Annotated in this window: 16 protein-coding genes; 4 read left to right on the forward strand and 12 right to left on the reverse strand. The window is 73.2% G+C overall.

The features are described from left to right. Positions 1–9: 9 nt before the first annotated feature. The 4 genes from argB to ACZ6EM_RS01590 all read right to left on the reverse strand — a co-directional run bounded on the left by argB (position 10) and on the right by ACZ6EM_RS01590 (position 4,516). Positions 10–885, reverse strand: coding sequence for an acetylglutamate kinase (gene argB, locus ACZ6EM_RS01575; RefSeq protein ID WP_380549385.1), 876 nt, complete (start codon positions 883–885; stop codon positions 10–12). 173 nt (positions 886–1,058) lie between these two features. Next, positions 1,059–2,231, reverse strand: a complete 1,173-nt coding sequence (argJ, locus tag ACZ6EM_RS01580; RefSeq protein ID WP_401049011.1) for a bifunctional glutamate N-acetyltransferase/amino-acid acetyltransferase ArgJ — start codon at positions 2,229–2,231, stop codon at positions 1,059–1,061. Next, the gene (gene argC / locus ACZ6EM_RS01585) at positions 2,228–3,256 is read right to left on the reverse strand and encodes an N-acetyl-gamma-glutamyl-phosphate reductase (RefSeq protein ID WP_401049009.1); all 1,029 of its coding nucleotides are present in this window, start codon (positions 3,254–3,256) and stop codon (positions 2,228–2,230) included. Before argC ends, argJ begins: the two co-directional genes overlap by 4 nt. 93 nt (positions 3,257–3,349) lie before the next feature. Continuing rightward, on the reverse strand, positions 3,350–4,516 hold the full coding sequence (locus ACZ6EM_RS01590; RefSeq protein WP_359906020.1) for a methyltransferase: 1,167 nt from the start codon (positions 4,514–4,516) through the stop codon (positions 3,350–3,352). 126 nt (positions 4,517–4,642) lie between these two features. Between ACZ6EM_RS01590 and ACZ6EM_RS01595 the strand changes: the two genes are divergently transcribed. Together ACZ6EM_RS01595 and ACZ6EM_RS01600 are read left to right on the forward strand one after the other, a co-directional pair. Continuing rightward, a complete protein-coding gene (locus ACZ6EM_RS01595; protein ID WP_452177299.1) occupies positions 4,643–5,053 on the forward strand; it encodes a VOC family protein in 411 nt (136 codons plus the stop codon). Between the two features lie 30 nt (positions 5,054–5,083). After that, on the forward strand, positions 5,084–5,458 hold the full coding sequence (locus ACZ6EM_RS01600; protein WP_359905959.1) for an RNA-binding S4 domain-containing protein: 375 nt from the start codon (positions 5,084–5,086) through the stop codon (positions 5,456–5,458). A gap of 126 nt (positions 5,459–5,584) precedes the next feature. Here ACZ6EM_RS01600 and ACZ6EM_RS01605 read toward each other — a convergent pair whose 3' ends face one another. The 3 genes from ACZ6EM_RS01605 to ACZ6EM_RS01615 all read right to left on the reverse strand — a co-directional run bounded on the left by ACZ6EM_RS01605 (position 5,585) and on the right by ACZ6EM_RS01615 (position 7,690). Beyond that, positions 5,585–6,091, reverse strand: a complete 507-nt coding sequence (locus tag ACZ6EM_RS01605; protein ID WP_387736205.1) for an FBP domain-containing protein — start codon at positions 6,089–6,091, stop codon at positions 5,585–5,587. 45 nt (positions 6,092–6,136) lie between these two features. Further along, positions 6,137–6,691 carry an HD domain-containing protein gene (locus ACZ6EM_RS01610; RefSeq protein WP_465771356.1) on the reverse strand — a complete coding sequence of 185 codons (555 nt, stop codon included), beginning with the start codon at positions 6,689–6,691 and terminating at the stop codon, positions 6,137–6,139. A 114-nt stretch (positions 6,692–6,805) separates the two neighbouring features. Beyond that, complete coding sequence (locus ACZ6EM_RS01615) at positions 6,806–7,690, reverse strand: SAM-dependent methyltransferase (RefSeq protein ID WP_452177298.1); 885 nt, start codon at positions 7,688–7,690, stop codon at positions 6,806–6,808. Between the two features lie 212 nt (positions 7,691–7,902). On the opposite strand from ACZ6EM_RS01615, the gene ACZ6EM_RS01620 reads away from it, so the two are divergent. Next, entirely contained in the window at positions 7,903–8,817 is a 915-nt protein-coding gene (locus ACZ6EM_RS01620; RefSeq protein ID WP_401043840.1) for a polysaccharide deacetylase family protein, read from the forward strand. A gap of 9 nt (positions 8,818–8,826) precedes the next feature. On the opposite strand, the gene ACZ6EM_RS01625 is transcribed toward ACZ6EM_RS01620, so the two are convergent. After that, entirely contained in the window at positions 8,827–9,645 is an 819-nt protein-coding gene (locus tag ACZ6EM_RS01625; protein ID WP_401043837.1) for an SDR family NAD(P)-dependent oxidoreductase, read from the reverse strand. Positions 9,646–9,951: 306 nt separating this feature from the next. Here ACZ6EM_RS01625 and ACZ6EM_RS01630 point away from each other — a divergent pair, with 306 nt between their 5' ends. Next, entirely contained in the window at positions 9,952–10,821 is an 870-nt protein-coding gene (locus ACZ6EM_RS01630; protein WP_359905942.1) for a 3-hydroxybutyryl-CoA dehydrogenase, read from the forward strand. A 73-nt stretch (positions 10,822–10,894) separates the two neighbouring features. Here ACZ6EM_RS01630 and ACZ6EM_RS01635 read toward each other — a convergent pair whose 3' ends face one another. The 4 genes from ACZ6EM_RS01635 to ACZ6EM_RS01650 all read right to left on the reverse strand — a co-directional run bounded on the left by ACZ6EM_RS01635 (position 10,895) and on the right by ACZ6EM_RS01650 (position 14,187). Next, entirely contained in the window at positions 10,895–11,737 is an 843-nt protein-coding gene (locus tag ACZ6EM_RS01635) for a chitosanase (protein ID WP_359905939.1), read from the reverse strand. Positions 11,738–11,858: 121 nt separating this feature from the next. Next, positions 11,859–12,824 (reverse strand): hypothetical protein, encoded by a 966-nt coding sequence (locus ACZ6EM_RS01640; protein WP_465771357.1) that lies wholly within the window; start codon positions 12,822–12,824, stop codon positions 11,859–11,861. Continuing rightward, positions 12,821–13,747, reverse strand: coding sequence for an ATP-binding cassette domain-containing protein (locus ACZ6EM_RS01645; protein WP_401043829.1), 927 nt, complete (start codon positions 13,745–13,747; stop codon positions 12,821–12,823). The genes ACZ6EM_RS01640 and ACZ6EM_RS01645 overlap by 4 nt, the downstream gene beginning before the upstream one ends. Beyond that, positions 13,747–14,187 (reverse strand): GntR family transcriptional regulator, encoded by a 441-nt coding sequence (locus tag ACZ6EM_RS01650; protein WP_359905930.1) that lies wholly within the window; start codon positions 14,185–14,187, stop codon positions 13,747–13,749. The genes ACZ6EM_RS01645 and ACZ6EM_RS01650 overlap by 1 nt, the downstream gene beginning before the upstream one ends. Positions 14,188–14,208 lie beyond the last annotated feature (21 nt).

Genomic DNA, 14,208 nt, shown 5'->3' on the forward strand with positions numbered 1-14,208 from the left:
TCCCGCCGGTCATGCCAGTCCCCCGGTCACGGTCGCCTCGTCGTCCGGCACGACCATCGTGCCGATGCCCTCGTCGGTGAAGATCTCCAGCAGCAGGCTGTGCTGGACCCGGCCGTCCAGCACGCGGGCGGTGCCCACGCCGGAGCGGACGGCGCGCAGGCAGCCCTCCATCTTGGGGAGCATGCCGCTGGCCAGGTCGGGCAGCAGCTCCTCCAGCTCGCTCGCGGTGAGCTGGCTGATCACGTCGTCCGAGTTCGGCCAGTCCTTGTAGAGGCCCTCGACGTCGGTGAGGACGACGAGCATCTCGGCGCCCAGCGCGACCGCGAGGGCGGAGGCGGCGGTGTCGGCGTTGATGTTGTAGACGTGGCCGTCGGTACCGCGGGCGATCGAGGAGATGACCGGGATGCGGCCGTCGGCGATCATCGCCTTCACCGCGCCGGCCTCGATGTTGACGATGTCGCCGACCAGGCCGATGTCGACCTGCTCGCCGTCCACCACCGCGTAGCGCTTGACCGCCGTCATGGTGTGGGCGTCCTCGCCGGTCATGCCGACCGCGAACGGGCCGTGCCCGTTGAGCAGGCCGACCAGCTCGCGCTGCACCTGGCCGGCGAGCACCATCCGGACCACGTCCATGGTCTCCGGGGTGGTGACCCGCAGGCCGTTGGTGAAGCTCGACTCCAGGCCCAGCCGGTCGAGTTGGGCGCTGATCTGGGGGCCGCCACCGTGCACCACGACGGGGTGCAGACCGGCGTAGCGCAGGAAGACGACGTCCTGGGCGAAGGCGGCCTTGAGGCTCTCGTCCACCATCGCGTTGCCACCGAACTTGATCACGACGGTCTTGCCGTGGAAGCGCTCCAGCCACGGCAGCGCCTCGATCAGCGTCATGGCCTTGGGCAACGCGGTGTTGTTGCGGGCCTGTTCGCCCTTGGGTGCGATCTGCACGGGATTCCCTCGTCGATGGGGCTCCCCCCGGCCGCAGGCTGGGGGAGGATGTCGCGGATCAGGTGTCGCGGCTCGGGGTGTCGTGGCTCAGGGTGTCGCGGACGAAGTGACGCGGATCAGGTCGAGTAGGCGCTGTTCTCGTGAACGTAGTCGGCCGTCAGGTCGTTGGTCCACAGCGTGGCGCCCGCCGTACCGGCGTTGAGGTTCGCGGTGATGACGACCTCGCGGCCCTTCATGTCCACCAGGTCGCGGTCCTCGCCCACGCCGCCGGCCCTGCAGACCCAGACGCCGTTGATGGCGACGTCCAGCTCGTTCGGGTCGAAGGCGGCGGAGGTGGTGCCGATCGCGGCCAGCACCCGGCCCCAGTTGGGGTCCTCGCCGTGGATGGCGCACTTGAGCAGGTTGTTGCGGCTGATCGTCCGGGCGACCTCGACCGCCTCGTCCTCGGTGGCGGCGCCGGTGACGTCGATCCGGATCTCCTTGCTCGCGCCCTCCGCGTCGCCGATCAGCTGGCGGGCCAGGTCGGCGCTGACCGTGCGGACGGCCTCGGCGAACTCGGCCTGCTCCGGGGTGGTGCCGGAGGCGGCGGAGGCCAGCAGCAGCACGGTGTCGTTGGTCGACATGCAGCCGTCGGAGTCGATCCGGTCGAAGGTGGTGCGGGTGGCGCCGCGCAGCGCGGCGTCCAGGGCGGCGCTGTCCAGGTCGGCGTCGGTGGTGAGGACGACCAGCATGGTGGCGAGGCTCGGGGCGAGCATGCCCGCGCCCTTGGCCATGCCGCCGACCGTCCAGCCGGCCGGGCTGGTGTACTGGGCGGTCTTGTGCACCGTGTCGGTGGTCTTGATGGCGATCGCGGCGGCCTCGCCGCCGTCCTCGCCGAGCTCGCCGGCGGCCAGGGCGACCCCGGGGAGCAGGATGTCCATCGGCAGCCGCACCCCGATCAGGCCGGTGGAGGCGACGGCGACCTCGCCCGCGCCGAGGCCCAGCTCCGCGGCGACCTTCTCCGCGGTGGCGTGGGTGTCCTGGAAGCCGAGCGGGCCGGTGCAGGCGTTGGCGCCACCGGAGTTGAGGACGACCGCGGAGACCCGGCCGCCCTTGAGGACCTGCTCGGACCAGAGCACCGGCGCGGCCTTGACCCGGTTGGCGGTGAAGACGCCGGCGGCCGCGAGCGAGGGGCCGTCGTTGACCACCAGGGCGAGGTCGGGAGTGCCGGAGGCCTTGATGCCGGCGGTCACACCGGCGGCGCGGAAGCCCTTGGCTGCGGTCACTCCGACGTTGGTGGTCGTGCTCACGGTGCGACTCCGTTCACGGGAAGGCCGAGCTCCTCGGGCAGGCCGAGGGCGATGTTCATGCTCTGCACCGCGCCGCCGGCGGTGCCCTTGACCAGGTTGTCGATCGCGCTGATCGCGATGATCCGCCCGGCGGCGGCGTCCAGGGCGACCTGGACCAGGGCGGTGTTGGCGCCGTAGACGCTGCTGGTCTGCGGCCACTGGCCCTCGGGCAGCAGGTGGACGAAGGGCTCGTCCGCGAACGCCTCGGTGTAGGCGGCGCGCAGGCTCTGCGCCGTCACCCCCGGCCGGGCCTTGGCCGAGCAGGTGGCGAGGATGCCGCGCGGCATCGGGACGAGGGTGGGGGTGAAGGAGACGGAGACCGGCTCGCCCGCGAGCGGGGTGAGGTTCTGCGCCATCTCCGGGGTGTGCCGGTGGACGCCGCCGACGCCGTACGGGCTGACGCTGCCCATCACCTCACTGCCCAGCAGGTGCGGCTTGGCGGCCTTGCCGGCGCCGGAGGTGCCGGAGGCGGCGACCACCACGGCCTCCGGCTCGGCGAGCTGCGCGGCGTAGGCGGGGAACAGCGCCAGGGAGACGGCCGTCGGGTAGCAGCCGGGCACGGCGATCCGGTTGCTGCCCTTCAACGCGGCGCGGTGGCCGGGGAGTTCGGGCAGGCCGTAGGGCCAGGTGCCGGCGTGCGCGGAGCCGTAGAACTGCTCCCAGTCGGCGGCGGCCCTGAGCCGGAAGTCGGCGCCGCAGTCGATCACCAGGACGTTCGGGCCGAGCTCCTCGGCGACGGCGGCGGACCGGCCGTGCGGCAGCGCCAGGAACACCACGTCGTGGTCGGCCAGCACCTCGGGGGTGGTGGCCTCCAGGACGCGGTCGGCGAGCGGGAGGAGGTGCGGCTGGAGCGCGCCCAGTCCGGTGCCCGCGTTCGAGCCGCCGGTAAGCGCCCCGATCTCCACCTCCGGATGGCCGAGCAGCAGGCGCAGCACCTCGCCGCCCGCGTAACCGCTCGCGCCGGCGACGGCGACTCGCAATGCCATGGCGTTCCTCCTTAGTCGTGGCATGAATATACGCGTGGCGGAAAATTCATGCAAGGAGTGCGTGCCGGACCCCGTCGGGGCGAGGCGGCCCGGTCAGCGCTTGACGGCCCGCAGCACCACGAACTTGGGGTTACCGGCGACGAGTTGGCAGTTGCCGAAGAGGCGGCGCAGCTTGACGTGGTAACCGAGGTGGCGATTGCCGACCACCCAGAGTTCCCCGCCGGGCCGCAGCGCCCGCTTGGCGCCGGTGAACATCCTCCAGGCGGTGGCGTCGGTGGTGGCCTGGTGGGAGTGGAACGGCGGGTTGTTGAGCACCAGGTCCACCGAGCCGGCGGCGACCACGTCCGGCGCCAGGGCGTCGGCGGTCAGGAACCCGGCCGGGGCGTCCGGGCCCAGGTTGGTGCGGAAGGTCTCCTCGGCGGAGGCCACCGCCTGGTGCGACTCGTCCACGAAGACCAGCTCCGCGCCGGGCCCGGCCAGCGCGGCGGCCGTACCGACCACCCCGTTGCCGCAGCCGAGGTCCACCACCCGGGCGCCGGGGGCGGGCACGGGCAGGTGGGCCAGGAAGAAGCGGGTGCCGATGTCCAGCCGGTCGGCGCAGAAGGTGCCCGCGTGGTTGACGACCGTACGGCCGGAGGCGGCGCCGATGTCCGACGGCAGCGCGTAGCGGTGCGGCCACGGGTTGGGACCGGCGTCGAGCGCCCGGTCCGGGGTGCAGAGGATCAGCCGGGCCTTGCGCACGGCCAGTGAGGTGCGGGTCGGCCCGAGGATCCGCTCGAAGAGCTGGAGCGTGGAGGTGTGGATCTCGGTGACCATGCCGGAGCCGATCACCACGGTGCCCTCGTGGAGCGCGGGGGCGAGCCGGTGCAGCTGGTCCTCCAGCAGGGCCAGGCTCTTGGGGACGCGCACCAGCAGCACGTCGATCCGCTCCGGCGGGGCGTCCCGGGTGGTGAGCAGCCGGGTCTCGTCGACGGCGGCGCCGGCCCGGGCCAGATTGGCCAGGGTGGCCTGCCGGCCGAGGTGGGAGTCGGTGATCTGGACCGGCCGGTACTCGGCCAGCGCGGTGGTCAGCGCGCCCCAGCGGTCGCCGAGGACGGCGACCGTACGGCCGGCCAGCTCCGTCGCGGCGCCGGCCGCGCTGTCGGCCTCGCCCGCCAGGTGGCGCAGCAGGTACTCGTCGGCGGCGTCCCAGGCCCGCAGCCGCTCGCGCGGGTCCACGGGGAAACGGGTGAGCTCGAAGGCGCCCCACGGGGTGGCCAAGGCGGTGTCCGGCGGGGTCGCGGCGGGCGTGGTCTGGGGATTCATCGTGTTCTCAGGCTATCCGACGGCCCCCGGGAGCGATGACGGACGGATACTGGAAGAGCCCGACCGAGAGGGGTGAGGGCGATGGAGTGGAAACTCGAAGTCGTGGTGGTCCCGGTGTCGGACGTGGACCGCTCGAAGCTCTTCTACGAGGAGCAGGCCGGGTTCACCGTCGACCACGACACCCTGCTGCGGGACGGGATCCGGGTGGTCCAGCTGACGCCCCCCGGCTCGTCCTGCTCCATCGTGGTGGGCAAGGGGGTGATCGACTCTCCGCCCGGATCGGTCAAGGGGCTCCAGCTGGTGGTGCCGGACATCGAGAGGGCGCACGCCGAACTGGCGGCGCGGGGCGTGGCGGTCAGCCCGGTCCAGCACTTCGTGGCGGGGGGCCGGGCGGACGGGCACGGCGAGGCGTGGAACAACTTCGTGTTCTTCAACGACCCGGACGGGAACGGCTGGGCGGTCCAGGAGGCGCCGCGCGCCGCCCAGGGCTGACCGGCGGCCGGCCTTGGGTAGGCTCCGGGGATGGCTGAACACGAGGGAAGCGTGCGGGTGGACAGCTGGATCTGGTCGGTCCGGCTGGTCAAGACGCGGGCGCTGGCGGCGGCCGCCTGCCGGGCCGGGCACGTCAAGGTGAACGGCGAGCGGGCCAAGCCGGCCCAGGCGCTGAAGCCCGGGGACGAGGTGCGGGTCCGCGAGGAGGGCCACGAACGGGTCGTGGTGGTGCAGAAGCTGATCCGCAAGCGGGTCGGCGCCGAGGTCGCGGCGCAGTGCCTGGTCGACAACAGCCCGCCGCGGCCGCCGCGCGAGTTCGTCGCGGCGGCCGGGACGCGGGACCGGGGGGCCGGGCGGCCGACCAAGCGGGAGCGCCGCGAGCTGGACCAGCTGCGCCGGACCTGAGCCGCGCGGGCACCGAACCGTACGGGCGCCGGGCCGCGCGGGCACGGACAGGCCCGGGCACGGAGAGGCCCGGGCACGGAGAGGCCCGGGCACGGAGAGGCCCGGGCACGGAGAGGCCCGGAGCCGTTACACGGCAGCGGTGGCGAGCACCTTGGCGAGGAAGCCGCCGAGGTTGCCCACCGTCCGGTCGATCTGCAGCTCCAGCGGCAGCGATTCGTCGGGCCGGGTGACCAGGGTGGACTTCTTCAGCCCGCGCACGTAGAGGGAGCAGGCGAGGTCGGCGCAGATGTAGGTGCCGACCGTGTTGCCCTCGCGCCCGGCCGCCCCGGCCCGGCGGGCGGCGAGCAGCGCGACCCCGGACCCGGCGTGCGCGGTGATGCACAGCGAGCACACGTTGGTCTTGGTCAGGCTGCGCCGGATCACCGGCGAGCGCAGCGTCAGGCCGACCGGCTCGCCCTGGTACGGCGCCACCAGGTACGCCCGGTCGGGCGCGCCCTGGTCCCGCCAGCCGAGGAAGTCCAGGTGCTCCCAGGGCAGCTCCGCCAGGCCCCGGGGCAGGTTGAGCCGGCGGGCCTCGCCCTTGGAGCAGTTGACGAAGGACGCGCGGATCTCGTTCTCGCTCAGGGGTTCCATGTCGCGGAAGCTAACACCGGCCCGCCCGTCGTGTCGCGCCGATTTTCACCCGGTCCGCACCGGGTGGGCGGCCTGGACGGCGAGCCGCCGCGGGGCGTCCTCGCCGATCCGGGTGAGCAGGTCGTCCAGGGCGAGGAAGGCTTCCCAGCGTTCCTGCCCGCCGGCGGCGGCGAGGCGCTCGACCACCAGGTCCTCCAGGTCCGGGACCCGCTTGTTCTTCCAGGCCTTGTCGGCCAGGCTGACCAGCAGTGACTCGACGGTGACGCCGGGTCCGTCCCAGCTCGCGTGGCCGCGGGCGAAGCGGGCGAGGTGCTCGGGGACGCCGCGGGCGAGCAGCAGGGCGTATCCGGCGGGCTCGTGCAGGGAGCCGGGGGCGGAGAGCTCCTCGGGGTGGACGGTCTTGCCGATGTCGTGGGTGGCGGCGCCGTACAGGACGGCCTCGTGGTCGAAGGCCAGGCCCGCGCGGGCGCAGAAGCCGACGATCTCCCCGGCCACCTCGTGCACCAGGGCGAGGTGGGCGACCAGGCGGGGCGGGGCGTCGACGGCCCGCAGCAGTTCGGCGACGCCGGGGGGCAGCGGAGGCAGGTCGATGGTGGTCACGCCGCAGGGTACCCACGACGGTGAGGGACTGTCAGTGGCGGTCCCTAGGCTTCGACGGTCCGGTCCCGGCGCAGGAGGGAGGCACCGGGACCGGACCCCGAGGGACGCTCGGGGCTACTTCTTGAAGGCGACACCGGCGTACGCCGAGACGTCCTGCCAGCCCTCGGGGAGTTCGGAGGTGGGCACGTGGCCCGCGACGGGGCGCCAGAGCGGGAGCTGGACGAGCCCGGGGCCGGCGAACTCGAAGTCGCCGAAGAAGGGTTCGACGCCGGACCGCGGGCGCAGCACGAGCGGGGCGCTGGCGCTGCGGTAGATGCGGGTGCCCTCGGAGGCGCTCTCGCGGGAGGCGAAGTCGGGGCTGCCGTGGGAGAGGATCAGCGCGCTGCCCGGGGCGAGCGCGTCGCGCAGGGTGCGGACGATCTGCTGCGCACCCTCCTCGTCGCGGATGAAGTGCAGCACGGCGACCAGCATCAGCGCGACCGGCCGGGAGAGGTCGACGGCGTCGGCCAGCGCGGGGTGGCCGAGGATGGCGGCCGGGTCGCGCAGGTCGGCCTCGATCACCGAGGTGTGCCCGGTGGGGTGGCCGGCCAGCAGGGCGCGGGCGTGGGTGGCGACGATCGGGTCGTTGTCCACGTACACCACCCGGGCGTCCGGGGCGACCCGCTGGGCGACCTCGTTGGTGGAGCCGACCGCCGGGATGCCGGTGCCGATGTCGACGAACTGGCGCACGCCCCGGCTCGCGACGAACTCCACGGCGCGGCCGAGGAACTGCCGGTTGGTGCGGGCCAGCAGCGGCAGCGCGGGGTAGGCGGATATCGCGGCCTGGGCGGCCTTGCGGTCGGCCTCGAAGTTGTCCTTGCCGCCGAGGTAGTAGTCGTACATCCGGGCGGTGTGCGGGACACCGGTGTCCAGCTCGCTCGGGGGCTGCCAGTCCTCGGCTCTGGCCCAGTCCCACTCGGTGTCCGTGCTCCGGCCGGTCGCCGCGCCGTCCTCGTACATCCTGTCCGCCCCCAATGCGCAATGCCGGAAGAGTTTGGCCACCGCCGGTCAACTCACGGTGCGCGGTGATCGTATCCAAGGACACACCGCGGAAACAGCGGGAGTTCAGGTTTACGCAACACCCGGTCGCAGGGTGTGTGCACGTCAAAGCCGGTGCGGGCCCGGTCGGGTCGGATCGCCCGCCGGAGCCGTCCTCTCTATGCTGGCTGCCGATGACTGCCGACCGCCGCACCGTACTGCGCGCCACCGCCCGGATCGCCGCCCTCGCCGCCACCGGCGGCCTGCTCACCGCGTGCGGCACCGGAACGCTCCGCCGGGCCGACCCGGGGGCACTCGCCGCGCACCCCGGGACCGTGGACCCGCAGCACACCACCGACCCGGCCTGGAACGGCGCGGAGGGCCCGGCCTCCCCCGCGCCCACCGCCCCGGCGGAACCCGGGCCCGACGGTGGGCCGACCGCCGCCGCGGCCGCCGCCCAGCCCTCCGCCCCGCCGGCCCCGCCCGTGCTGCCGCCGCTCGCGCCCGGCACCCCGGCCGAGGTCGCGTACGGGCCGCGCACCGGGAGGAACGTGGCGCTCACCTTCCACGGCAGCGGCGACCCGAAGCTGGCCACCGCCCTGCTGGAGGCCGCCGAGCAGCGCGGTGCCAAGGTGACCGTGATGGTCGTCGGCAGCTGGTTCGACCAGCAGCCGCAGATGGCCCGGCGGATCCTGGACGGCGGCCACGAGCTGGGCAACCACACCCAGAACCACCTCAACATCTCGGCCATGGCGCCCGACCAGGCGCGCGCCGAGATCGCCCAGTGCGCCGAGCGCCTGCAGCGGCTCACCGGCTCGATCGGCCGCTGGTTCCGCCCCTCCGCCGCGCAGTACGCCACCCCGATGGTGCGCGAGCAGGCCAGGGCGGTCGGGTACGAGCACGTGCTGTCCTTCGACGTCGACCCGCGCGACTACAACGACCCCTCGGCCGCCGAGTTGCAGCGCCGGGTGCTGAACTCGGTGCGCGGCGGCTCGGTGGTGGCGCTGCACATGGGGCACCAGTGCACGGTGGACGCGCTGCCCGGCATCCTGGACGGCCTGGCCAAGGCGGGACTCACGCCGGTGACCGCCAGCCGGCTCTGCGCCTGAAAGCCCTGGTCAGACCATCGGGTCGTCGTCCTTGTACGGGCGCAGCCGCAGCGTGCGGGCGTCCGCGGCGCAGATCGCGTCGGCCCGGTTGACCAGTTCCTCCAGGTCGTCCCGGCCGGCGTGGATGAAGCGCCCGTGCAGCCCGTCGAAGCGGCCGCGGGCCGCGTCCACGGTGACCGCGACCATGTACGGGATGGAGCCCCAGTCCGTGGTGCCCTTGAACATCGGCATCCCGGCGGTCATGTCGGTGGCCACCGCGCCCGGGCTGATGTCGAGGACGACGATGCCGTTGCGGGCCAGCGAGTCCGCCATGTTGTCGGAGAGCTGGAGCAGCGCGCCCTTGGAGGTGGCGTACGCGGTGTAGTCGCCGTCCGGGCGCAGGGCGAAGCCGGAGTTGAGGTTGATCACCCGGCCGCGCCGGCGGGCGACCATGCCGGGGAGCACGCAGCGCAGCAGGTTGTAGGGGCCGCGCAGGTTGGTCTCGATCACCTGCCACCACTGGTTGGCGTCGGTCTCCCAGAGCGGCACCTCGGCGCGGTCGACCAGGCCGGCGTTGTTGACCAGCAGGTCGATCGGCCCGAGGTCGCGCTCGACCAGCCGGACCGCCTCGCGCACCGAGCCGGGGCGGGTCACGTCGGCGGTCACGGCGACACCCCGGGAGCCGCGCCTGACGCACTCCTTGAGGGTGTCGGTCAGTGTCTCGTGGGTGCGGCCGACCAGGCCGACGGACATCCCCTCGGCGGCCAGGCCGATGGCGAGTTCCCGGCCGATGCCCCGGCCGGCCCCGGTGATCAGGGCAACCTGTCCTGCGAGCGATCCCGTCGACACCCCGTACTCCCTTCGCGTGCCCGGCCCTGTCCTCTTCCGCCCCCGGCCCCCGTCTGCGGCATTCTGTCGGGCGCCGGGCGGAGCCGGGCCCGGGCACACGGGTCCGGGGTCGCCGCCTCACTCGTTCGGGGGACTCCCGGCCGTGGCACCCTGCCGGGGAGGGGGTGACCTACTGGCCGGTACGGAGTAGTAACGTCGTCGGGGCGGTGACCGGTGCACCCATTCCGGCGCACCGGCCCGTTGTCCAGCAGCTCGCTGGGCCACCCGCTGGCTGGGCGACCCCCAGCACCGTCGAAGGGCAACTGAGTGAGTGACATCGCGCGCGTCGGAGTGATCGGCTGCGGCCTGATGGGGTCGGGAATCGCCGAGGTCTTCGCCCGGGCCGGGCTGGACGTCCTGGTGTCGGAGGCCAGCGGTGAGGCGCTGGAGTTCGGCCGCACCCGGCTGACCAACTCCCTGGAGACGGCCGTCAAGCGGGGCAAGCTGACGCCCGAGGAGCGGGACGAGGCGCTGGCCCGGCTGTCCTTCACCGTCGAGCTGTCCGACTTCGCCGACCGCGACCTGGTGGTCGAGGCCGTCGCCGAGCGCGAGGACATCAAGGTCCGGATCTTCGAGACCCTGGACCGGGTGGTCGAGCGCCGCGACGCGATCCTCGCCTCCAACACCTCCTCGATCCCGATCGTGAAGCTGGCCGCCGCCACCAGCCGCCCGGAGCAGGTGATCGGCCTGCACTTCTTCAACCCGGCGCCGGTGCAGAAGCTGGTCGAGGTCATCCCGACCCTGACCACCTCGGCGACCACCACCGAGCGGGTCGAGGCCTTCGCCTCCCAGGTGCTCGGCAAGGAGCCGATCCGCGCCCGTGACCGGGCCGGCTTCGTGGTCAACGCGCTGCTGGTGCCGTACCTGCTGTCCGCGGTGCGGATGTTCGAGACGGGCGTGGCCACCGCCTCGGACATCGACAAGGGCATGGAGGCCGGCTGCGCCCACCCGATGGGCCCGCTGCGGCTGTGCGACCTGATCGGCCTGGACACCATCGTCTCGATCGCCGAGTCGATGTACGACGAGTACAAGGAGCCGCTGTACGCCGCTCCCCCGCTGCTCTCCCGGATGGTCGACGCCGGCCTGCTGGGCCGCAAGTCCGGCCGGGGCTTCTACGACTACACCGCGAGCGCCTGACACCCGCGGCGGGACGGACGGCGGGGCCCGGCGGCCGGTTCACGGCCGCCGGGCCCTTTCGCCTGTCGGGGCGTCAGCTGTTGATGGCGTAGCTGTCGCCGTAGACCTTCCACTTCAGCGGCGGGTTGAGGTCGAAGTTCTTGGCGTTGAGGAAGACCAGCTGCTCGGTGTCGACCCGGCTGGTGTCCGAGTGCGCCTCCTCCTTCTTCATGACCACCTTGCGGGCGTCCAGGAAGGCCTTGAGGTAGGTGGCCTCGTCGCCGCCCTGGGCGGGCGTCCTGGCCTTCTTCATGGCGGCGGCGCGGATGCCGCCGAAGCTGTCCGAGCTGTTGCCCGGGCCGTGCATGACGATGGCGTCGTAGTAGGCGAACTGGCCGAGCGCGCGCAGGCCGTCGCTCTTCGCCTGGTTGACGGCGGGGTTGAAGTACACCCGGTCGCGCTCGTCGTTCTGGGCCTGCTGGAAGACGGTGTCCTTGGCGGCGGTGGCCCAGTCCTTCTCGAAGGCGGAGCCGAGGCCGGCGTGCGATTCGCTGCCGTTGACCTTCTTCAGGGCCGGCAGGTACTTGGCCAGGATGTTGCCGGGCTTGAGGTCGGTGTAGTGCTGGACCAGGTCCAGCATGTCACCGGTGCCGGAGCAGAAGCCGATGATGCCGGCGGTGTAGCCGCGGCCGTCCTTGATGTCCTCGATGTACTTGTACTGGGCCTTCCAGTCCAGCGACGAGTTCTCCGCGCTGGACACCAGCTGCATGGCGATGTCCTTCTTGTGCGGGTCGTCCAGCCCGACCCCCTTGAACTGGACGGCGGCGGCCGGCGACGGGGCGGCCTGGGCCGCCGAGGTGGCCGCGACGGTCAGCGGCGCGGCCACCAGGGCGGCGGCGAGGGCGATGCGGAGGGCACGACGGGGCTGAGGGCGCATGGGACGCTCCGATTCCTCGTGGGTTAGGAAACTTTCCTAACGAGAAAAAGGAAAAGCCCTGACGCCGCACTCCCGCAAGGGTTTTGACGGAACCTCTTCAAGAGATCTTGGCGGCCGGGGCTCAGAACGCCCGGCGCCGCACCCACCAGACCGCCGCCGCGCACAGCGCCACCGCGAGCAGGAGCGTCCAGCCGAACTCGATGAACTGGAACGGCCAGAACCTGCTCGCCGGCTGGTACACCTCGTGCGCGGTGTAGCCGCCGTCGCGCACCAGCTCCTGGAGGTGGGCGAAGTCCCCGCCGATGTCGTAGAAGGCGCCGGTCGGGATCCGCTTCCCGGCCGGGTCGGAGAACCAGACGTTCAGCACCCAGCGGTCGTCCAGCGCCATGGGCTTCATGGAGTGCACCGCGTCCTCCAGCGGAGGCAGGTAGTGCGCGCGCACGGAGTGGGCGAGGAACGGCAGCGCGACCGAGGCCAGCAGGCCGGCCCCCACCGCGACCACCGTACGGCGGAGCACCGCACCGGCCAGCACCGCGACCCCGAAGGCCACCAGCACCCGTCCGACCAGCACCGGCGGAGTCTGCACGAAGACCTCCGGGCCGAACCCCCCGACCCGGAGCGTCAGCGGCCCGCTCCACCAGCGCAGCAGCAGCCCGAACAGCGCCGCCACGACGGCCAGCACCGCGCCGCCCATGACCAGGCCGCCCACCGTCCAGCGGGTCCGCCCGGCGCCCTGGGTCCAGGCGAAACGCACCGTGCCGTGCTCGAACTCCCGTGCCAGCAGCGGGCCTCCGAGGAAGGCCCCGAAGGCCCCGCCGAGGACGTAGAACACGGAGTCGAGCGCCAGCAGGCCGTCGCCGTACTCGCGCAGGAACTGCTTGTACATGGCCATGCAGGCGTCGGTGGCCGGGTCGCAGGAGGCCGCGCCGGTGCGGGCCAGGCCGTCGTGCAGGTACCAGCCGTGGACCAGCAGCCCGAGGGAGATCGCGGCCATCACCGTCAGCAGGGTCAGCAGCGCGGGCCGGTGCCGCAGCCCGGCCGCCCGCAGGACGGCGGAGCGGGGCGGGGCGAGGGACAGGGAGCTCACGGCAGCAGCACCTTCTCGTTCGGGTGGACGGCCCCGCGCGGGCCGGGGAGGGCGGAGGCGGCCGGCTCGCGCAGGTAGGCGAGCACCAACTCCGTCAGCCCGACGCGCTGCTGGTGCCAGGAGCCGGAGACCGGGGCGTCCACGCCGCCGGTGCGGACCAGCAGGTGGGACTGGGCGCCGGCCCGGCGGTCGCGGACCACCGGCAGCTGTCCGGCCACCCGGTCGGCCTCGGCGGTCGGGCCGGTGAGCATCCGGTGGCCGGCCAGCAGGTCGTCCACCTCCCCCGCGACCTGGACCCGGCCGGCGCCGAGCACCACCAGGTAGTCGCAGCTCTGCTCCAGTTCGTTGACGGCGTGCGAGGAGAACACCACCGACATCCCGTCCTCGGCCACCGCGGTCAGCAGCACGGCCATGAAGTCGTGCCGCGCGAGCGGGTCGAGAGCGGCCAGGGGCTCGTCCAGCAGCAGGAGTTCGGGGCGCTTGGCGAGTGCCAGCGCGAGCGAGACCTGGGCCTGCTGACCGCCGGAGAGGCGGCCGTACTTGCGGTCCAGCGGGATGCCCAGGCCGTCCAGGTGGGTACGGGCCCGGGCGTCGTCCCAGCGGCGGTTGAGGTGACGGCCCATCGCCAGCAGGTCGCGCACGGGCACGCCGGGGTAGAGCGCGGCGTTCTGGGCGACGAAGCCGATCCGGTCCAACGCGCGCGGGGAGCCGGGCAGCTGGTCGCCGAGGACGGTCAGCGCGCCCTCGCTCGGCAGGGTCAGTCCGGCGGCCAGGCTGAGCAGCGTGGTCTTGCCGGCGCCGTTGGGGCCGACCAGGGCCACCACGTGCCCGGCGGGGAGGGCGAGCCGGCAGTCCCGCAGCGCCCAGGAGCGCCGGTAGCGCTTGCCGAGCCCGGCGCAGTCGATCACCGTGTCCACGGCCATCAGGCCACCACCCCGTCCCGGTCCTCGCGCAGGTCGCGCAGCGCGTCCTCGAACACCGCGGCCATCCCCTCCTCGTCCAGCCCGGCGGTCCGCGCCGAGCGCATCCAGTCCAGCAGCCCGCGGCGCAGCGCGGCCCGCTCGCGCAGCGGCACCACCCCGGCGGGCAGGCCCCGCACGAAGGTGCCCTGGCCCCGGCGGCCGGCCGCGAGGCCGCGGTGCTCCAGTTCGCGGTACGCCTTGAGCACGGTGTTCGGGTTGATCGCCAGCCCGGCCACCACCTCGCGCACCCGGGGCAGCCGGTCCCCCTCGGTCAACCAGCCCATCCGCAGCGCCTGTTCGACCTGCTGCACGAGCTGCAGGTAGGTCGGGACGCCGGAGGCCGGGTCCAGGCGGAACTCGATCGGGGAGGGCTGGTCGGCATCGTCTTTATCTACTTCCATAGGTAAAGAGATAAACGATGG

The sequence above is a fragment of the Kitasatospora sp. NPDC041917 genome, assembly GCF_055589745.1.